The sequence below is a fragment of the Ekhidna sp. ABH4_415 genome, assembly GCF_056161305.1.
The window spans coordinates 337,621-359,018 of sequence record NZ_JBSWYW010000004.1; the positions used below are offsets into that span (position 1 = coordinate 337,621).

General features: G+C 42.1%; 18 protein-coding genes. 8 read left to right on the forward strand and 10 right to left on the reverse strand.

The genetic code is table 11. The annotated features are described in order from the left end of the window. The first annotated feature begins 79 nt into the window (after positions 1 to 79). The 4 genes from ACXAH9_RS08810 (at position 80) to ACXAH9_RS08825 (ending at position 2,372) form a co-directional block, all read left to right on the forward strand. Positions 80 to 598 (forward strand): hypothetical protein, encoded by a 519-nt coding sequence (locus tag ACXAH9_RS08810; protein WP_474894492.1) that lies wholly within the window; start codon positions 80 to 82, stop codon positions 596 to 598. Positions 599 to 656: 58 nt separating this feature from the next. Then, the gene (locus ACXAH9_RS08815; RefSeq protein WP_474894493.1) at positions 657 to 1,034 is read left to right on the forward strand and encodes a group III truncated hemoglobin; all 378 of its coding nucleotides are present in this window, start codon (positions 657 to 659) and stop codon (positions 1,032 to 1,034) included. A 156-nt stretch (positions 1,035 to 1,190) separates the two neighbouring features. Next, a complete protein-coding gene (locus ACXAH9_RS08820) occupies positions 1,191 to 1,721 on the forward strand; it encodes a hypothetical protein (RefSeq protein WP_474894494.1) in 531 nt (176 codons plus the stop codon). A gap of 156 nt (positions 1,722 to 1,877) precedes the next feature. Continuing rightward, a complete protein-coding gene (locus tag ACXAH9_RS08825; protein WP_474894495.1) occupies positions 1,878 to 2,372 on the forward strand; it encodes a nuclear transport factor 2 family protein in 495 nt (164 codons plus the stop codon). Between the two features lie 238 nt (positions 2,373 to 2,610). Here ACXAH9_RS08825 and ispG read toward each other — a convergent pair whose 3' ends face one another. Both ispG and ACXAH9_RS08835 read right to left on the reverse strand, forming a co-directional pair. Next, positions 2,611 to 4,560, reverse strand: coding sequence for a (E)-4-hydroxy-3-methylbut-2-enyl-diphosphate synthase (gene ispG, locus ACXAH9_RS08830; RefSeq protein ID WP_474894496.1), 1,950 nt, complete (start codon positions 4,558 to 4,560; stop codon positions 2,611 to 2,613). 7 nt (positions 4,561 to 4,567) lie between these two features. Next, positions 4,568 to 5,281 carry an SDR family oxidoreductase gene (locus ACXAH9_RS08835; protein ID WP_474894497.1) on the reverse strand — a complete coding sequence of 238 codons (714 nt, stop codon included), beginning with the start codon at positions 5,279 to 5,281 and terminating at the stop codon, positions 4,568 to 4,570. 69 nt (positions 5,282 to 5,350) lie between these two features. Here ACXAH9_RS08835 and ACXAH9_RS08840 point away from each other — a divergent pair, with 69 nt between their 5' ends. From ACXAH9_RS08840 to ACXAH9_RS08855, 4 genes are all read left to right on the forward strand, one after another. Beyond that, complete coding sequence (locus ACXAH9_RS08840; protein ID WP_474894498.1) at positions 5,351 to 6,094, forward strand: MlaE family ABC transporter permease; 744 nt, start codon at positions 5,351 to 5,353, stop codon at positions 6,092 to 6,094. Continuing rightward, entirely contained in the window at positions 6,091 to 6,840 is a 750-nt protein-coding gene (locus tag ACXAH9_RS08845; protein ID WP_474894499.1) for an ABC transporter ATP-binding protein, read from the forward strand. Before ACXAH9_RS08840 ends, ACXAH9_RS08845 begins: the two co-directional genes overlap by 4 nt. Before the next feature lie 131 nt (positions 6,841 to 6,971). Continuing rightward, complete coding sequence (locus ACXAH9_RS08850; RefSeq protein WP_474894500.1) at positions 6,972 to 10,835, forward strand: PKD domain-containing protein; 3,864 nt, start codon at positions 6,972 to 6,974, stop codon at positions 10,833 to 10,835. Beyond that, positions 10,832 to 11,863, forward strand: a complete 1,032-nt coding sequence (locus tag ACXAH9_RS08855) for a PorP/SprF family type IX secretion system membrane protein (RefSeq protein WP_474894501.1) — start codon at positions 10,832 to 10,834, stop codon at positions 11,861 to 11,863. Before ACXAH9_RS08850 ends, ACXAH9_RS08855 begins: the two co-directional genes overlap by 4 nt. 13 nt (positions 11,864 to 11,876) lie before the next feature. On the opposite strand, the gene ACXAH9_RS08860 is transcribed toward ACXAH9_RS08855, so the two are convergent. The 8 genes from ACXAH9_RS08860 to ACXAH9_RS08895 are packed head-to-tail and all read right to left on the reverse strand — an operon-like array spanning position 11,877 to position 21,387. Beyond that, a complete protein-coding gene (locus tag ACXAH9_RS08860; protein ID WP_474894502.1) occupies positions 11,877 to 15,341 on the reverse strand; it encodes a hypothetical protein in 3,465 nt (1,154 codons plus the stop codon). Then, positions 15,259 to 18,675: a sensor histidine kinase gene (locus ACXAH9_RS08865; RefSeq protein WP_474894503.1), complete on the reverse strand. Its 3,417-nt coding sequence runs from the start codon at positions 18,673 to 18,675 to the stop codon at positions 15,259 to 15,261. The genes ACXAH9_RS08860 and ACXAH9_RS08865 overlap by 83 nt, the downstream gene beginning before the upstream one ends. 37 nt (positions 18,676 to 18,712) lie before the next feature. Continuing rightward, the gene (locus tag ACXAH9_RS08870) at positions 18,713 to 18,973 is read right to left on the reverse strand and encodes a DUF983 domain-containing protein (protein ID WP_474894504.1); all 261 of its coding nucleotides are present in this window, start codon (positions 18,971 to 18,973) and stop codon (positions 18,713 to 18,715) included. Between the two features lie 58 nt (positions 18,974 to 19,031). Then, a complete protein-coding gene (locus ACXAH9_RS08875) occupies positions 19,032 to 19,283 on the reverse strand; it encodes a hypothetical protein (protein WP_474894505.1) in 252 nt (83 codons plus the stop codon). Between the two features lie 4 nt (positions 19,284 to 19,287). Then, positions 19,288 to 19,869 (reverse strand): DUF420 domain-containing protein, encoded by a 582-nt coding sequence (locus ACXAH9_RS08880; protein ID WP_474894506.1) that lies wholly within the window; start codon positions 19,867 to 19,869, stop codon positions 19,288 to 19,290. Continuing rightward, positions 19,847 to 20,272 carry a hypothetical protein gene (locus ACXAH9_RS08885; RefSeq protein ID WP_474894507.1) on the reverse strand — a complete coding sequence of 142 codons (426 nt, stop codon included), beginning with the start codon at positions 20,270 to 20,272 and terminating at the stop codon, positions 19,847 to 19,849. The genes ACXAH9_RS08880 and ACXAH9_RS08885 overlap by 23 nt, the downstream gene beginning before the upstream one ends. A 9-nt stretch (positions 20,273 to 20,281) precedes the next feature. Further along, positions 20,282 to 20,611 (reverse strand): cytochrome C oxidase subunit IV family protein, encoded by a 330-nt coding sequence (locus ACXAH9_RS08890; RefSeq protein WP_349567389.1) that lies wholly within the window; start codon positions 20,609 to 20,611, stop codon positions 20,282 to 20,284. 20 nt (positions 20,612 to 20,631) lie between these two features. Continuing rightward, entirely contained in the window at positions 20,632 to 21,387 is a 756-nt protein-coding gene (locus ACXAH9_RS08895; RefSeq protein ID WP_474894508.1) for a cytochrome c oxidase subunit 3, read from the reverse strand. Positions 21,388 to 21,398 lie beyond the last annotated feature (11 nt).

Genomic DNA, 21,398 nt, shown 5'->3' on the forward strand with positions numbered 1-21,398 from the left:
AAGTAGCAATTAATTTAACAATCCGCTGTTTTAGGATTTAAGAGAATAATCCAACTTTGCTTTTCAATTGAATAAACAAATGAAAACGATTAAGAATCTCTTATTACTTGCAGCAATAGCTTTAAGTATGTCGATTGCTTCATGTGGAAGTGATGATTCAGACGCTCCAGAGTCTAGTGCGACTATCACATTTGATGGAAAAGTTTACCAAAAACCCAGTGATAATGAAATCGCCTACATTGAATTCTCTATAGATGATGAAACCTCTTTTTCAATCGGGGGGGATGCGGTGAATGGTTCGGATACAGTGAACTTTACTGTGAACGTTCCTCGTTTGACTATTGCAACCTATACCAGAGCTTCAAATGGTGGTGATGCGGCTGTTTCGGTAACACCTTCCAATGAATCTACCTTCTCCACAAGTATTTTTGGACAGGATACTGACATGACTGATTATGAAATACAGATTACGGCGGTGACAAAGAAAACCGTTTCGGGTACTTTCACTGCCACTGTTCAATCTTTTAGTGACGAAACCACCAAGGAGATCTCAGGTGAGTTTGTCGCCATTGATTTTGCATCATTCTTTGATTTTTAATTAGACAGAATGGCTTTTTAAAAGGGGCTTCTTGCCCCTTTTTTATTATAATTCCATAATGCCAGATATTACCACGAGAAAGGATATTGAGCTACTTGTTGATGCGTTTTATGAGCTGGTCATCGAAGATAGGATTATTGGTGAATTTTTCACCAAGGTTATGAAATTGAAATGGGAGGTTCACATCCCGATCATGTACGATTTCTGGGAAACAATCCTGCTCGAAAACATGGTTTATGAGGGCAACCCCATGCTCAAACACATTCAACTCAGCCAGAAAAAGAGCTTGGAGCCCCGGCACTTTGAAAGATGGTTGATGCTATGGGAAATGACTGTCATTAATCACTTCGAAGGACCGAAAGCAGATGAGGCCATAAGCAGAGCTAAACAAATCGCTGACCTAATCCAGTTTAAAGTCAATTCCAAAATTCTTTGAGGCATTAAGAAAGTATCCTACTCCATATTTGGTTAAACGGGATATCTATGAAATTCATTCAATGATCTTGTTAGATGACTCATTTGTCGAAATAGAAATAAACGTGTGATCTTGAAATGTATTTTCGTGGCTTTACTAAACAGATATATATTTTACATGAAGAGCTTACAAAAATTTACGTTACTATTAACTATTTCATTTGGTTTTTTATTTACTGCTTGTGTTGAAGATGTTGAAGAAAAACTGGAAGACGTTGTGACGTTTAATGAAGATTTTACTTACGATGAAACGTTTTATATAGCGTTAGATGAAAGCGCCTCAGTCGTATCCAGAGACACTAGTGATGTGGACGTTTCTCTTGATGGTATGAAAGTGACTGACGTTACTTTCAATAAGATTGAGCTTTCAATTTCTAATTATCAGGGTGAATCCATTACCCTAAATAACTTTGAACTGACGCTTGAAGGATCAGATGTGGTATTGCAAAGTCCAATCAGACAAGACTTGTCACAATTAAACGGGCAAACCATTGAATTAGAATATACTGATGATTTTGAAGCACTCGAAGCTTACTTGCTGGAAAATCCACAAACCAAGCTTTTGACTGCTATTGACCTGAGTGGTGGACCAGTAAGCTTTACATTGGATTTAGCTATCGACATGAATATCGAAGCTACTCCCCTATAATTAGATTAGAGCCAAATCATCTATAATATTTTACAAGCCTTTCTTGGCTTCAAAACCTGTGAAGTAACCTTCACAGGTTTTTTTATGAACGATTCAAGGATTTTCATAACCTCTTTCGATTGCTGCCCGTTAACATCCTCTTTCAAAATAAACAACATGATACGTCAATCCTCCTTAATCACTATGCTATTCATTCTTCTTAGTATTAATTCTTGCAATCAAAAAGGGAATACAAGTGAACTGCATCAACTTAAACAAATAAGCCAAAATCAAGAAGTACTCGACAAAAACAAAGAATTAATCACCCGTTTCTATCAGGAATTTTTTGGTGATAAAGATTTTACAGCTGCCAACCGATATATTGCAGATACATATATTCAACACAACCCGACAGTGGGTGACGGTAAAGAGGCGTTGGTAAAGGCCGCTGAAGTTTGGTTAAGAGATGCTCCAAAGCGTGAAATCAATTTCAACCTGATTATTGCTGAAAATGACCTGGTCTTTGTACAGGTCATTTCCGAAAACGGAGGCAACAGACAATCGACCATGGATGTCTTCCGGGTAACCGATGGAAAAATAACTGAACACTGGGATGCATTTGCAACTTTTAAGAAAGCTCAAAACTCTGCCAACGATCATCCTCTATTTTAGAAAAACTCTCCATTGCCTCGGTTCGTGTCCTCACGAATCGAAAGAAATAGGTTAATGAAGCACAAACCTTAGATCATAGCCCTTGAAACAAGATCAGGGTGAGGTTCTAGCTAAAAAGATCAAGCTTACGAGTCGTCAGACGAATTAAACCCTTCAGTTTCGAATAACACCAACAAATAACAGACACTATATACGATACAACTCGGGATACGTCGGACCGTCCTCAAAGAGGGGATTACTAAACCTCCACTTCTTCCGGCTCTACCCAACTACCATGCTCCTTGATCAACTCGATGAGTTCATCAAGAGCCCGCTCTGAAGGTACCCCGCGTTTCACTACTTCTTGGCCTTTGTAAAGTGTGATTTTTCCTTTTCCCGAACCTACATAACCAAAGTCCGCATCAGCCATCTCCCCAGGACCATTTACAATACAACCCATTATGCCAATCTTCACCCCTTTCAAATGGTCGGTTCGCTTTCGAATCATAGCAGTGGTTTCCTGCAGATCGAAGAGTGTACGTCCACACGATGGGCACGAGATGTATTCCGTCTTTGTGATTCTGGTTCGGGCTGCCTGCAGTATTCCGAAAGCAGTATTGTTGTACAATTGCAATGTATCAATAGATGGAGTAAAGATTGGAGACAGCATAATGCCGTCACCGATTCCATCAATCATCAAGGTACCCGCATCTGTGGAAGCATGGACGATCAGTTCGTCCTGCGTTCGCTCTTCGTATGACTGATTCAGCACGACCGGAACATCTATTTTACGATTCATCAGCTCCACAACAAACCTTCTGATACTAGCAGTGGCATGTGCTTGCTCAGAATGCAGTATAAGCACTGTATTGGCCGTTTTTTTCAGTAAACCAAAGATTGTTTGGTCGTAATTGTCAGTATCAATCCCTATAAAGTTTAACTTACCATCAAGAGACTCAACTTTTTCTAAATCAGAGATATATGGGTATTTATTTATCTTATCACTGCAGTTTTTCCAAACATCATAATCCATGACCTCTTTCAGTCCATTTGGCAGCATGAATTCAACAGGATTTGAACCAGTATAAATGTAGTCAGCTCCCAGGTCATTCATCCCCCACTTGTCCAGTTCAGGCAAATAGGAATGCCCAATGGACTTCAAATCTTTCACATCAATCTGATCGACGTTTGAGAAATCCGCAATGACGCGTGGTACATTCTCATGACCAAAATTGAAGACCTCCTTAGTTGCTCTTCGCTTATATTCAAATGGATCAATTGGCCACTGGTCAGTGACCGATTTTATTTCTTTCTGGTTCTCTTTATTAGCTAGGCGGTCCACCATGATCTGAGCTACCGGAACTTCCACTTCCGGCTCCTCTGTGAGTGAAACCCGGACCGTATCTCCTAACCCATCTTCTAATAAAGTGCCAATCCCTACAGCCGATTTGATACGACCGTCTTCTGCTTCGCCGGCTTCAGTCACACCCAGGTGTAATGGATATGGCTCGAGTCCTTCCTCATCCAGCTTGTTCACCAGCAAACGATACGCCTGTACCATCACCTGCGGATTACTACTCTTCATTGAGATTACCAGGTCTTTGTAGTCCATCGATTCGCAAATACGAATGAATTCCAATGCTGACTCCACCATACCAAGTGGAGTATCACCGTACCTACTCATGATCCTGTCAGAAAGAGAACCGTGATTCGTTCCAATTCGCATGGCTGTTCCGTGCTTTTTACAGATTTCTACCAGCGGAGAAAATTTATCTTCGATGCGTTTAATCTCATCTGCATACGTCTGATCCGTATATTCGATCTGTTCGAATTTCTTTTTATCCGCGTAGTTGCCCGGGTTCACCCGCACCTTTTCCACGATAGTTGCAGCGAGCTCGGCAGCATTTGGCGTAAAATGAATATCTGCAACTAGGGGCACTTCACATCCTCGCTTTCGAAGCTCATTCTTAATATTTTCCAGATTTTGAGCTTCTTTAATGCTTGGAGCTGTGATTCGAACATACTCACACCCCGCCTCTACCATTCTAAGTACTTGTTCTACAGAACCCATGGTATCCATGGTATCCACAGTGGTCATGGACTGCACACGGATGGGGTTATCTCCTCCTAAAGGGATATCTCCTATGTATACCTCCCGTGTTTTTCGTCGGGAATAGTGTGTGAGACTATTGCAGTATTTCTGAATCATATGTTTCTTATATATCTCCTAATTGAGGTCTCAATACCACCTCTTCTATTACACTACGCTCACTCAACCGATAACTGGTATAGATGGTTTCGGCGATATCTTCCGGTTTCATGAATCGTTCTTCCGGAATATTCACTCCATCCCAGCTCGGTGTTTTCACGGCCCCTGCCAAAACTGAGGTAACACGCACACCAAATTCTTTCAGTTCTTCTCTGATCGCTTGCGAGAATCCATATAACGCAAACTTGGAAATGGAGTAAGATCCACCATTTGGATAGGCTTTCAAGCTCGCCACCGAACAAAGATTAAAGATATGACCACTTTTATTTTGTTTCATCGCCGGAGCTAAAGCGCGGGTCAGGTGATACGCACTGTACAGGTTTGTATTTATCATCTGCTCCAATGCGCCATCTTCCTCTTCCAATACTGACCCTGGATTAAAAACGCCCGTGTTATTTACAAGAATCTCAACTGGTTTGGCAATCATTCTTACAAACTCCACAAATGATTTTACCCCTTCCTTATTAGACAAGTCAGCAGCAAACGTATGAATTAGTACCTTATGGTTTTCATTAACCTGTTTTCTCAACACGTCCAGATCATCCTCATTTCTGCTACAGGTAGCCACGGGCCAGCCTTCGGATGCAAAACGCTCTACAAGTGCCCTCCCTATTCCCTTAGTTCCTCCGGTAATTACCACCAATCTCTCTGAATTATGCATGTTTCTTTTTTGATTATTCCTTAAGGTGTTATGTTTGACAAAGCTAACAATCTTAGCGTACGCAACTTCATGAAGAGTTTAGGGAAATTCATCATCTTTTTAGGCCAATTATTCGTCAGAAGGGAATCGTTCAAGACGTATGTCACCCGTATCATAGATGAAAGCATTAAAGTTGGCTACAATTCGGTATTCATTGTTGTAATCGTTTCTGCCTTTATGGGTGCTGTTACGACAGTTCAAACGGCTTACAACCTCATTTCACCACTAATTGCCGACCCTGTGATCGCTCTGGTGGTAAGGGATATGACCTTAATTGAGTTAGCTCCTACCATTACAGCAATTGTTTACGCTGGAAAGGTGGGGTCCAATATCGCCGGAGAATTAGGCACAATGAAAATAACCGAACAGGTGGATGCACTGGAGGTGATGGGAATCAATGCTACCTCCTACCTTGTTCTTCCCAAAATAATCGCTTCCGTCTTAATGTTTCCAGTATTGGTGATCATGGCCGGGTTTGTCTCCATCTACGGTGGGTACCTCACAGCACAGTTGACCGGTGTGATATCAGGAACAGATTACATACTCGGCATCCAAATGGATTTCATTCCATTCCAGGTCACTTTCGCTTTGATTAAAGCTGTTGTATTTGGATTCTTAGTGGCAGCAATCAGCTCGTATAAAGGGTATTTCACATCAGGAGGTGCATTGGAGGTAGGTCAATCCAGTACCAATGCCGTAACAAGCAGTTGTATTGCCATATTGGCCGGAGATTATCTATTAGCTTACCTATTAGCCCCATTGTTGACACCATGATTGAAGTAAGAAATATTTCCAAGTCATTTGCTGACAAGCAGGTACTCTTCGATATAAATGTCGATTTTGAAACCGGTAAAACCAATATGATCATTGGAGCGAGTGGAACTGGAAAAAGTGTTTTGCTCAAATGTATAGTTGGCCTAATCAAACCAGATGAGGGGACCGTTGAATTTAATGGACGAACTTTTGCCAATGCGTCCAAGGAGGTGCAAACAGAAATTCGGAGAGAAATGGGCATGCTATTTCAGGGGGGTGCCTTGTTTGATAGCTTAAATGTGGAAGCTAATGTAATGTTTCCGCTCAATGTCCTGACAAAGCAATCCTATGAAGAGAAACTTGAGCGTGTTAACTTTTGCCTGGAGCGCGTAGGATTGGAAGATGTCAATAGTAAAATGCCGTCGGAAATCTCAGGTGGAATGAAAAAGAGAGTGGGTATTGCGCGAGCTATCGTGACCAAACCAAACTACCTATTTTGTGATGAGCCCAACTCCGGACTTGATCCTCAAACATCAATCAAGATTGATAATCTCATCAAAGACATTACCGATGAGTACGGCATTACCACCGTGGTAGTATCTCATGACATGAATTCAGTATTAGAGATAGGTGATAAAGTAAATTTCATGCACGAAGGGAGAATCCTTTGGACAGGACCGAGTGATGATATCGGGGATTCTGATGTGCAGGAATTGAATGATTTTGTCTTTGCTGGCCGACTGATGAAAATGGTTAAAGGCGTTTAATGCGCTTTAAGATTTGGGATAATCCTCACACTTTTTAAAGGTTGTCACAATATTTAAGAAAATCACACATTATAACTGTGTACCTTAGTTGGAAGAGTTAAATTTATTCTTCCAAAATTACCATTCTAACTATGAGGCTAAATCTAACACTCACCACAGCCCTCATACTTTTTGGAATACTGGCTTATGGCCAGTGTAGCCTGCTTAGCACCACCATCAGTGTTGATTTTAGTGCTGACGGAACCTGTGCGCCTGTCACTGTAAATACGTTTGAGGTTACCTATACCTTTAATGCCCCACAAAATCCAGCGGATATAGAAATCGAATTTAGATGGAACGATCCGGGCAATACAACACAAACGATTTCTGGAGCAGGGTTGACTGTCTCCAACGGGAACCGAACATATCAGGCCACTTCCTTACCATTCCTCTACCCGGATACCGGGCCCGAATGCTTTTTTGAGGCCCAGGCATTTATCATCGTAGCTGGTGATGAGTGTGAATCTTCCGAACAGACTCAGATCGTACCTTCCTGGAATGTCGATGATCAGAACGGTGGCATCATCGCCATCGATCCGGGAGCCTACAATGTCTGTGAGAATACGGCGATCACCAACGTGTCATTTACAGACGCCTCCACCTTCAACTGTAACATAGCCGACCATCCAGACAACCCTAATCAGATTTCACGTTGGACACAATTTGTGTATGGGACAGATCCCGCACCCGCTGTGGGCCGGATAAGAGACGTAACCCTGGAAGATGGAGGCACTCAGGTGTTGACTGATGGTTCAGGCAATATCGCATCACCAGACACCCGGGGAACAGCTGGCCTAATGGTCACTGCTGCCTATTTTGGACAGGTACTGGAAGTGCCGTTTCCGGCAGACGTACCCAATAACATTTCGCTACCAATCTCTGCCCCTGCCAATGCGCTCAATGCAGTAGGGAGTACTTTTGAAGTAACTCTTTTCAATTGGAACACCTGCAATCCATACAATGGAGATCCACTTGACCCCAACTACGAAGATGCAGTTTCTGAGACTGTGTTTTTCACCATCATTCCACCGCCAGCACCCTCCTATCAAGCCAGGGATGGTGGACCCGGCGGACCAGTCTTAACAGAGTTTTGTATCGATTCGGATATCTACTTTGAAAATCTCACTGCTGGTGGACCTTACAATTACACCTGGGAATTTTATGATGGGCCAGCGGATACGGATCCTCTTTTAAATACATCAACTGATGTTAATCCAACCTATAGTTTTAACACGGGCGGGTCTAAGTTAGTGAGACTCATCGCGACCGATCCGAATGCTGATGGCGTATGCGATGTGGTCTATGATGATGTCATTACCCTCTCTCCGGATGCCATTGCAGACTTTGATTTTTATGATGCCGGCTTTACCACAACCATAGCACCAGACTTTTGCCAGACAGGAGGAGATACATTCACCGTGGGATTCAGGGACAACACCACACTGGTACCAAACACGGAGCTGCTCTATGAATTTTACGTTGAAGGAAACCCACCTACTAGCGGAACCCCGGACGATACCCAACCAGCAGGTGGAGTGTATACCTCTTCTAACATACCAGACTTTACTCGATCGTATACGAATGAGGAATATGTAATTGTGAGACTTATAGCACGAAACACCTCAACGCTTTGTGGAAGTATCTCCCAGGATACGATCTTTGTTTACGGACAGCCAACACCTGATTTCACCACGAATGAGGCGTGTGAAGGAGCCCGCACTTCATTTTCAACTATTGCAAACGCCACCGATCTTACCACTCAGGTGAACAATGATGAGGTAGATACCTGGGAGTGGGATTTCAGCTATGATGGATCGTTCAATATTGAGTTGGTTCGGACCGACAATTCAGATTTCGATTGGTACCTGGATGGAACAGACATTGCGACCGGAGTAGAGCCTGCCACTTCAATAGCAAACACTTACACAGTTGCTCTGCGAATGACAACAGAAAAAGGAGGCTGTTCGGACATTATCACCATGCCTGTGACTGTAAACCCTAATCCAGACGCTCAATTTTCGCATAATGCTGGCGCAGAGGTTTGTCCTGGTGATATTGTGACTTTCAACAATTTATCAAGCAATGTGGGACTCACAACCAATTATAGTTTGGAGGTAGCTCATCCCCCATCCGGATTTGCCTCGTCCGATCCTTTTCCTTTGGCGAGCCTTGATTTTGCATTCGTTAATCCTGATGACACCATTCGAACCTATCAAATACAAATAAGAGCTGAAACAACTGATGGCTGCATCACATTTAGTCCGATTCAGACCATCCAGGTCTCGCCAGACGAGGAAGCTGAATTCTCAGACCCATCCTATGATTTCTTTGCTACGAACTGCTCTCCATGGAACAGCACCATGATCGTTGATACAGAAACGGCCAGCCTAAATGCGGATGAATACACCTGGACATTGATGGATCAAAACGGTGTTTTGGCTGGATACCCGGTTACAGTACCTGATACAGATCCTGATTTCAATGAATTCGATTATCAGATTGTCAACATAAGTAACACCATTATGAACTACCAGATGGTGCTTGAAGCTGAAAAAGCAGGTGTCTGCATTTCCAATGACACGTTCAATATCCAAATCAGTCCACAACCAGATGCTGCGTTTACAGCGAGTCGAGAAGACGAATGCGATCAGGTAAACTTCACACTTGAAGCGACTCAAAAGGGACTGGCAAATTATGATTGGTCTTTCAACCCAGTCCCAGATGCTGCTTTTGGTGGAAATGATGAGATTCAAGTATCCTTTAATCGAGAGGTGAATACCGGTTCAGATTTTATTGCAACGATGACGCTGGTGACCACCAACCTAGCTTCGTGTGAAAGTGATCCTGAGGTGGTCAATGAAACCATTGAGAAAGAGCGCCCTTCTGTAGTAGCAGACTTCACCATCGATCCGACGGAGTTACAGCTTCCGGACAACACCATCACAATCACCAATAACAGCACCACCGGGCCTGATATAACATACCTATGGGATTTTGGTGATGGTACCACCTCTACTGATCAGAACCCGGGCACTCACGAGTATAATCGCTTCGGCACCTACCAAATCACGCTTGAGGTTACTGATGATTTCTGTACGGTAGAGACTTCTCAATCGCTCACAGTGTTTCCAACAGCTCCAGTCCTTGATTTTGAGGCGGACGTGTTGGAAGGCTGTGCACCCCTAACCGTGCAATTCACTAACCTTTCACAGTTTGCAGAACCCGGCGAATATCTATGGGAATTTGGAGATGGTAGTATATCCAGGTCTGATAATCCGACACACACATTCTTTCAGGATGGGAATTTTACCGTAAGGTTGAGGGGAGAAAACGAAGTGGGAGAAACCTCGGAAATTGAAAAAGAACAATACATCGATGTTTATGGAAGGCCTTTCGCTGATTTCCTTGTTTCTGCCCGCGTAGTATACATACCAGATCAGGAAGCTGTATTTAGAAACCTAAGTGAGAATGCTACCAACTTTCAATGGGATTTTGGTGATGGAACAACATCCACTGAAGAAAGTCCAAGCCATGCCTATACCGAAGAAGGCTTCTATGATATCACCTTAATTGCTTCGAATGATTTTGGATGTGTTGACACCCTATTCCGATCGGCAGAAATAGAGGCCATCTCTGGGGGGCAAGTAAACACACCAAATGCCTTTACCCCTAGCCTGAATGGGCCTACAGGTGGGAATGTAGGATCAAATGGGAATGATCCATCGAGAATCAATGATGTGTTTTTGCCTCGTCTTGAAGGAGTGGAAAGATTTCGAATGCTCATTTACAATAAGTGGGGCCAGTTGGTTTTTGAGAGCAACTCACAAGATGTTGGCTGGGACGGCTATTACCGAAATCAATTAGCACCTTCCGGTGTGTATGTTTACAAACTGGAGCTGAGGTATTCAGACGGGCGAGATGTAATAAAAGTAGGAGACGTTACTCTGATTCGATGAAGAAAATACTCTCCTATATCACCCTCTTGTTTACAATCGCCCTTTCAATGGGTCAGGATGCGCAGTACTCACAGTTTTACTCCAACCCACTTTATCTGAATCCTGCTTTTGCTGGCACAGCAGCTAACACGCGAGCAGTGGTGATTCATCGGATTCAATGGCCCAACTTGCCGCAGGCTTTCACTAACTCTACTGTATCACTTGACTATAATGGAGACAATATCAACAGCGGTTTTGGCGTGCTGATTCACCAGGACAGCCAAGGATCAGCGAGTCTGCAAAACACGACCACATCATTTATTTATGCTTACTCCGCAAATATCAATGACAAGGTAGTGATACGCCCGGCACTGAAATTCGGCTATGTATTTAGAGATATAGATAGGTCTAAGCTGGTTCTTGGAGATCAGGTCGATTTCGGTGTGGATGGAACACCCTCGCAAGATCCTCAGGTCAACTCCATTCGATTACAAAATTATTGGGATATCGGAACCGGAATATTGATCTACACCAAGAAAAATTGGTTTGGGGTGGCCATTGACCACTTAACTCAACCGAATCAATCACTATTGGAAGGCACAGACAAGTTAGCTATTCGTTACTCTTTTCATATCGGTAGCCGATATCCTCTTCAGAAACTCATACCAATAGGCACAATTGCTCCTACAATCGCACCAAGTATCTTGTATCGAAGACAAGGCGATTTCCAACAGCTGGATGCAGGAGCTTCTGTTCATCTTCAGCCTGTGATCATAGGCCTTTATTACAGAGGAATGCCATTCGTAAATGATTCGTTTGGTCGGATCAATCAGGATGCAGTCATCCTACAGGCCGGTGTAGAGTATTACAATTTTGAGTTTAGTTACAGCTTCGACCTTAACCTTTCTAAGCTTGATCCGGTAGCGGGAGGTGGTGCGCATGAATTTTCGCTGATCTACAACTTCAAGTTTCCTAGAAGCAGATACAAACCTCCTAAATCACAAAGAAAGCTCAATTGTCCGGTGTTTGTGCACAAGCCAATCAACTGATCCTTTCTGCTGATCAAAAGAATGCAGTCACCTGCACATTTCCTGTATGGATAGCGGATGCATCTTCAGACTTTCTGCCATTGTAAAGAAGGGACAGCTGCATTCCTTTTGAGATTTTCTGTTGCCAGTTAACCTGCCACGTCTGGTTCGTTCCAGGCTGTAAGGCATCTAACAACAGATACCCGAGGTAAGAAGATGGATCACCAGTAAAATCAATTTGAACGATGGAAAAGGTGCCACGCAAGGAGCCCTTACCTGCCTGATTCCAGGTCAGCTCGGTCTTGTACACCTTAGATAGTGCGGATTCTAATGATGACTCAGTAAATTCATTCCTTCTTGTCTTTCGCTCATAGCTACCAATTAAGCGCAATACATTGGATGGCTGCCAGATCAATTGTGGACTGTAGGTGTATGTGATGATCTCAAAGTTTCGTGAGTCCAAATAATCAGATTGGTTTAGCAAATTGCCAAGCGAGGTAGTGACACGAAACGTGTATTCAGAACCTAAATCTACTTTAGCATTTGAAATCCATTCCAATTTTTCTCTCGTTTCAAACCCCTGAACCAGCAACTGTTTGTTATCCGATGTTTGGTGAGTGAAATCACCTGCAAAGCCTCTTCCGTTTCGGTTATAAAACAGCGTGTATCGTTTCACATTTTGAGTAAAAACCAGATTCTCATCACCCAAATCAACTGTGAAAGGATTTAAACGATCACTGTAGGATTCTGAGGTGGTTTTGTAATTGACATTGAAATTGACATTAGCAGAAAGTTTGGAAGCAAATTGCTTAAAACCTCCATGGCTTCTCCATTTGGATGGAAATCGTGCATCAATCGTATGCAAGTAGAAGGTTTGAAAGGATGTGATGTAATCGTCAGTAGGGGTGAAAATCTTAACGTAATTACGTTCATCCGGATTGATTGCTTCAAAGAATTCATTCAGATCCTGCACCCCATCACCATTGGTGTCTCTCCAGGTATGGGTCCCCTCTCCTGTAGCCACAGGGAGGTAGACAAACTCCCGCCGAAGCTCCCGACTGTTTCCAGTGGAGTAAGAAAAGTTTGACCTCAGATTCCGTTTCAGGAAGTTCTGAACCCAATTGACTCGTCCGTTGATCACCTCATCCTGTCCCAGGTTGAGATCGAGCTTATCTTCCACCTGTCGGTAATTAAAATCAGCAGTAAAACTCCCTTTCTCTCCATTACGGCTGTAAGAAGTGCGCAGGTTTTTGGAGAAAAGGTAATCCACCATGTTTCCATTGACAGGTCGTTTGTCGCTTCTAAGCTGATAACCAATTCGATAATTGGATTTAGATGAATCTGTGCTTGCCAGGTATACTTCATGTGCACTGTAGTGCATCAATGAGCTCACCACACTATCGCCAGCCTGAATTTCGTTTTCGTCCATGTCAAACTGGTAGCCCGGAGCGATCTTCCATTTTCGATAACTCAGGTCCGACTTAGATCTGACCCAATCTGTCGTACGATTTACCTGTTGATTCTCGAGCAAAAAGTGAGTGGAAACCAATCTGACATCAGCGACTTCCTGATTAAAGTCAAGCGTATACTGCCAACCATCAATAAAATCTGCACGCTTTCGACGATTAGCAGACATGATAAACCGATTTTCATTATTCTTTTCTATGCCTGCTCTAGCAAAAAGGATTAAATCCTGCGACTGCTCATTTCGGTCAGGGGTATAATTCCAGTCCCGATCAAACAGGATGGATCGGTAACGGTCTATAAAGGTGAAATCCTTTTCATCAAGCTCCATAGCCAGAGAGCCCAGCCAATTATAACCAGGAAGAGGTGCCGACCTTCCTGAGGTTTGGATAGATGTAAAGTACCCCCTGCTGGTGTTGTCATTATCATCCACCGGTGAATAAAGATTTTGATCTGTATTAGAAATAGCCACCTCACTTTTGACAGATTCATATTCTGATAATTGAACCTCTCCTCCTAACGTTATCATTTGCCTGCTGTTGGGTAACGGAATAAAAGCACCCGGCTCATAATTTCCTTGCGCCTCACCGCTTTGCGGAGAAACCCATTCGTATACGCGTCCATTAGCCGTCGTTTCCCTTAATAAATAGTTCCCATTACCAAATCCAACATCAGAGAAGGTTGGGCTAAACAATTCGGCTGATGGGTCTGTCGAATATTGAAAGATCTCCTGAGGGTTTCCATCCTGATCCACTGTATCTTTTTTGATGTATAGAATGCGATTCTCAGAAAATCGCACTGAATCAAATCCGGTCACAAATGCCTGATCGATATTATCCCCTATTGAACGTAGTTGATCCAGGTCCGTCTCATTCAAACTAAAGCCGAAACTGGTGTTTGGATTGTCTCTCTCCCGATAGTAATTGGCATACAAACGGACCTTTTCGTTTGAAACTGACTGGTATGCTGAAAGATTCGTTCGACTGTAAAACTGCTCTGCATATTCAAAATCCACTCTAATGATGGAAAATTGAGTGATCACGATGTGATTGTTAAAGGTGATTTCACCCAGGTTATAATCAATGACATAATCCCTATCAAACCCTCTCTCGAGACGCTTTCCATCTAAAAACACTTTCTCTGAATTTGCCAACACAATAATGAATCGCTCCCCGTTTGGTCCTCTCAGTTTGTAAGGACCGTTCAGCCCATCAATGGGTTCCAAAACTGCTGAATTAAACTTCCCTTTAGACAAAGCGCCCGACACACGAGATTCATGTTTCCACTTGCCTGACTGCCCCCTATAGCTGGCCTGCAATCCTTGCACGTTTTTATAATACCTCAAAAAGTATCCGGCATCACTTGGTTGCTGAAGCACTACATCGCCGGCCGTTACATCAAAACGATCATTATAGAGTTTAATGAAAACATTATCAAAATCTCTGATCTGCTGGGTATTCCCTTCTGGCTGATAAGGCACGTTTTGATCTGTGATGACCGCTGAAAGGAACAGGTTCTCATCCAACTTGCCATCCATCTGTAGGTTGAGACTTGAATTCACAAACAAACTCTGTCGGTTGCCGAAGGAAACACCCCGGGTAATTGCGCCATATTTCTGCATCCCCCCGAAATCAAAGAGCTCTTCTTTTTCAACACCGGGGTTTTGACCTGAGATAATTTCTATTTCCCTGGAGTCGTCATAGTCTGCGATATCCCTGTTTTGATAGGCTTTGGTGAGCAAAGGTGACAATACTCGATAACAGACCTCAACTTCTGGTTGCTGTGACCTGATGTTGATCACCTGAGTGGAATCATTCCATTCGTAGCTGGCTGCTACTTCAATAGATCCAGGCTCTATGAGTATAGAATCAAGTTTTACCTGAATATTGGATGGGATAGTTTTACACTTAAGATTTTGGGCGTGAAGAGCCGATGAAAAGAGTATAAAAAGACTAGGAATCAGCCAGCGGCATGGAAATGAAAAAGGTAGTTCCTTCTCCTTGCTTTGATTCAAACCAAATGTTTCCTCCCGCATTTTCAATTCCTTTTTTTGCTAAGGCCAGGCCTATTCCGCTACCTGTTGATTTTGTACTAAAATAGTTCAGGAATATCTTATCCCTCAATTCATCAGGAACTCCCCTACCATTGTCCTTTACAGAAAGCAGCCCTTTACCCGAACGTTCTTCGAGTGAGATATGTATTTCCGCTTGTTTACCCTCAACCGACTGAATGGCATTCAGAACGACATTATTCAATATTCTCCTGAAAATATCTTTATCTGCTTCTATTTGAACACCGGAATCGGCATTTAGATGAATCTTTACATCCTCAGCGCTGTATAAGCCCACAACCTCTTTAATTAACATTCCCCAATCAAAAACCTGATTATCCGGTGCTGGCATTTCCGCGAAAGCTGAGAATGATTCCGCAATCTGACTCAAGGTATCCACCTGGGTTAGCAGTGAGGTTAGTGTTTCATACTCTTTGGATTCAGCATCGTGTTTTCTTAACATCTGCTGGATTTTTAGTTGCATAGGTGTGAGCGGATTTTTAATCTCATGAGCTACCTGCTTCGCAATCTCTTTCCATGCAGTTTCCTTCTGGCTTTTCGCCAAAGCCAGTTTACTATCCTCCAATTTCACAAGCATCTGATTGTAATCCTTCACAAGGGAACCAATCTCATCAGAAGACTCATATTCTATAGGTTTGTTCACCTCCTGTAGGGTGACCCTTCGAATCTTAGCCGCCACCATCCGAAGCGGATGAAGAAGATTATTCAACACCGCATTTCCAAAAACGATAGCAATAATGAAGATGAACCCAAATATGGTTATCAAGTTGCCAAATACCTCAATTTGCTGACGTCTGAGGTGATTTTTTGAATCGAAGAATGGCATAGCAATGAACCCCGCTACCTGATTATCGATGGTGTTTACCACCGCATAGCAAACTTTATAATCCAGACTACCAACACTCTCATCAGCAATGATGCTCTGGTTTTCTTTTACTACCAATTCTTCAAATACAATTGGATTAATGAGGTTTCCCTGCAACTTAAGATTAAAAATTTCCGGTTGACTGGTTGCAATTAGATAGCCTGACTCATTGTAAAAACTCAAATCAGATTGAATATAACTACTGATCTCCGCCAAACGATATGCACCTACTTCATTGCTGACTTCTTCTATTTCATTCGAAAGTATCTCAGAAATATACAATGCCTGCTTGATGTAACTGCGATTGATTTCTTCACGATATGAGGTATTTAATGTATTGAGTAAAGCAAAGCCTGTAATTAGCAAAGGAATGACGAAAGCCATGCCGAGGTACAGCTGGATTTTACTGGTAAAATTGAATTTTAGTCCATGCTCAACAGCCGAGCTACTCACACTAAAAACCCCAAAGGAAAATAGCAGGAGAAGAAAGAAAAAGAAGAAATTGGTAAGCCTATCTCGTGCCTCATATTTCTTTGAAATAATTAGAATCGTCCTTCCGTCATTGGTTTTCACACCATAGTAGTGACGTTTATTTTTTTCAATACCTCTTTTGTAAAGTGCATCTCGTTCAAAATCCTCTTCGGTTGGCCACTCTCCCTGTCCAAACTTACTGCGATGAAACAGGATGTCATCACCGGCAAAAACAGCATAGTCGAAATCATTAGTTACCGAGAAATATTTGTTATCAGTCAAAAGTGCAGGATATACACTCGTTGGGACCCGTTTTTTGATTTGAAGGATGATCAAGCCAACAAGATCACCCACATTTATCTTACAGATGTATTTGAAGTTTGTTCCTTCATCTATAAAGTAGATGTTATCATAATCGGACTGATTTTGAGGGGTCAGCAGGCTGTACTCTCGCGTGAAACGAGTGTTCAAAGACAGTTGCTGATAGTCCTGAAAAACGATATCCAGGTCATATTTATTGAAATAGGGAGTTAGAAATTCACTCCTTATTCTCTCTTCCAGCACCTTCCTACTTCGCTCGCTTGCAATGAGTGCCAATGTCTCATCTGACGAAAGCTTTTTTATTGTTTGATCGAGGTAGTACTCGCCTAAAACATCTCTCTTCAATAGCAGGTAGTTGGCAAATTTCTTTTTTGCATCCAGTTCTGCGCCCTCTTCATATTTATAAATGCAGAATGCAAGCACAGCGGATACTCCCACACTGAAAATCAATATAAAAAGCAGGTTAGCATAAGTGAATTCTCTGAAGGATTTACCCCACTGATAGCGGATTGAGATCAATAAAACTGAAACATGAACAACACTGAACGAAATCGACAACAAGTCTGCAAAAGCCATTAGCACTGCTGCAATTAATGACCCGATGATAGCCTGGGAAATGAAGTGGCTTCTTCTAATTAAGTTGAGGGTGAGGTAGGTGAAGTAGAAATACCCAACACAGGCTAGCAATATGCAGAGGTAAGCTACTGCTCTCAGCAAAGAAAATTGAATGGATTGTCCTACATCAAGAGAGAGCTGCGAGTGGCTAATGATACTCCATGCAACGTGAAGTACAACACCAGAGAGAATGGTATTGAAAGCACTCACACAAACAACTCCCCATTTAGATCTCTTAATGTTTTGAAGATATGGTGCCGAGGCTAAGAGGATCAGATTCAATATCAAACAGTTGATCAGGAGGTCACCCAGTGTGGGATTGACCACAGAGGAAGTATACTTGATTGGGTCAAAAATCTCGTACCTGAAAAGCAATTGAAAGGCATCAAAAGCGAGCGTTAGAAATCGCAGAAGTAACAAACCTATACTTGATACCCAAAAGAAGCGGATACCCTCCTTACTAAACTTCCAATATTCAAAGAAAATGATCGCCAATATTATGATGGTCACAAGCACATCAATTAGCCGGCTTGGCATCCAATCCACGTCAAAGTAGATTAGCTTATTAAAATGATATTCGCCTGAGGTAGCAGACAGATCAGTTATTTGATCATAGAGTAAAGCGCTTTTACTTTCATTTAGGTATTGATTGGTGATTGAATAAGTCTCCAGCAATTGGTGACATGAAACATAAATACACGTTTCCCTTTCCAATTGCTGAACGAGAAATATACCAAGATCATTTTCAACTATCTGGATAGTGTCCTGAGTCAAATTGGATACAAAAGGTCTGTTATCGCTCCAATCTTCTAATCTTCCATTACAAATTGTTCGTTTTCTAAAATCACTTGAAGTAGCCTCACCATCCCGCCAGTTCTGAAGGTCCTGATATTGCTGAGAAACGATTTCCTCGAAGCTATCAATAGCCTTCTTGCTTTTTAACTCCTCCCAATCAATAAAAAAGTGATTGATAGAAAAAGCCACCAGGCACGCAAAAAGTAGCAGAAATGAGACCCTGTGATTCACAAGCTTGAATATACAATAATCAAGCCTTTAATCCTTTTTAGCTCTTCCAAATGAGATAAAGAAAGACCACACGTGAGTATCTGAAATTGAGTGGAAACAGTAAAAGTGCAGCTGCAAGAATGGATATTAAATACACATTCAATGGCGGGTCGCTAAAGAAATAATAAAGGATAAATGCGGTTACTAAGAAGATCGCCGTAGAAAACCCATAGCTCACATACATTGCCCCATAAAAGTTGCCCGGCTCTTTTTCATACCTCAAATTGCAATTAGGACAATTGGTATGCATGGATGACATTTTCTTTAAGTTGAATGGGGAGTGAGTAAAAATCTCACCCTCCCTGCACCGGGGGCATTTAGCCTTTAATACGCTCGCTAAGACTGACACGCTTTGTTGTTTTACTGTATTTGTACCAAAGGAAAATCATCAGAAATACGACGATGTAAGGTGTGAAGAACAGAAACATAATTCCATTATTCAGTCCCTCTGCCATAGAGGTCTCTCCTGCACTCACATTGTTTTTTATTTGCGTCCGGCACATGGCGCACTGTGCCCAGTTTATGAATGGAATGAACAACGAGAATACAAGAATGACAACCTTCCTCATTTTTCTAAAAATAATATGGTTCGATCATGAAGTAAACAATTACCCCGGTAATGGATACATACAACCAAACCGGATACGTAAATTTCACCATCTTCTTATGTCGATCAATCTGATCAGTTAGTGCATAGTAAAACGCGAATAATACGAACGGCACTACAAGAATTGATAGCAAAATATGACTTGCAAGAATAACCAAATACACTACCCTGCTGGTTCCTGCCTCTATCAATTCTTTTTCGCTTAATTCTCCGTCATGATTCAGGTCTCCAAATTTTACAGACTCAACACTGGAATGATAGAGTACATAGGAGATCAGAAACAACACTCCAAGAAACAGAGCCGTAAACATAAATGAACGATGAGCTTTAATGTTTCCCCTTTTTATAGAAACTAGGGCAGCTATTAACGTAACAACTGTCAGTGAGTTAATAATGGCATGCGCACCTGGTAGCATCTTCACCCAATCTCCTGTCATGCTCAGTTTCGCCGGAAAGAAAATCAGAAATGCAACAACAAGTGGTATAAGAATGGATATCAAATAAATGACCCTCAGGTAGATTTTATTATCTGCTTGTTCCTTTGCCATATGATTGTTGAAGTGTTAAAATATCCAACTCTGTGAGTAATTGATCCACACCTTCACGGGTAAGATCGTACCCTCCCCAGAGACCCTCTTTGTTTATTAAAACAAGATCTACGTCAGATTGATTGATACAATCAAAAAAAGATATTGATTCATACACCAAGGTAGCTTTGCGCTTATCTACGGCATAGATAACCCTATTCATATAGTTGGTTTCCACCAGTGATAAGGTATCACTTTTGGATACAATAGTTATTTCTTCAAATTGCTGACATTCGGAAGGTATCTCTGCCATCAAGGCTAAAGAAAACCGATTGTCCCCAAACAACTGAAGTATAAGGTACCATGCAACTGGTACCAGTAGAACGATGAATATGAATATGCGCTTAAGCCCCTTGTTCTTCAAGTTGCCAGATCAATAAAGAGCTTCAAGTATGGCTCCACCTTGATAGATCATGATGAAGATAAAGAATACTACAAAAAGCATTGGAAGCACTATGGACATTTTCAGGGACTTCTTCTCATGACCAAGGTGCATGAATTCCGCTACTATGTAATACGCTTTAAGAATAGTCAGTGCTATGAACACCCATATTCTAACCCACTTATGCTCATGAGGTACTGTAAATGCAATACCGAATTCAATCGCTGTAATAGCTGCCAGGTATAACATCACTTTGATGAAATTTCTCACCTTAGCCTTATTTACCGGCTTTACCTCAACTTGTTGCGTTTGCTGCTCCATTTGATATATCTATTATGCGATTAAACTAAGTAAAAGAATGTGAAAACAAATACCCATACCAGATCTACAAAGTGCCAGTAAAGGCCTACTTTCTCTACCATTTCGTAGTGCCCTCGTCTTTCGAAGACTCCCACTGTTGCCTGATAGAAAATGATGAAGTTTATGACTACTCCACTGAATACGTGGAAACCATGGAATCCGGTAATGAAAAAGAATAATGCGGCAAAGTTTGGCGGTCCATATTGATTTTGAGAAAGTCCGGCACCTTGTAAAAAGTTGCCTACTGCATTCATTGACATATCTGAACCGTGAATGAAGTGACCCCACTCCCATGCCTGACAGCCCAAGAAGGTTAAACCACCAAGAATCGTCCATAGCATCCACTTCTCCACTCCTTTTCGATCCATACGCTCACCAGCCTCTACCGCCAATACCATCGTCACACTACTAACGATCAAAATGAACGTCATAAGACCAACAAAAACAAGTGGAGCGCTTTCAATTCCTAATGCATGCATCCCTGGGAATGCTTCAAATACTTTTTCCGGAATCGGCCAATACTCTTGCGAGAACTTAAAGTCAGCAACCGCACCTGCGTATGCCGGGTGACTGAATCGGATCAATCCGTAAGTGATCAATAATGCGGAAAATGTAAAGGCATCTGACAGGAGGAAAAACCACATCATCAGTTTGCCATAGCTTGCCTTCATAGGTGAAACACCACCTCTCCAGATATTTTTTCCTTTTTCTTCTACTATTACAGCCGATTCAGCCATTATTTTAGGTT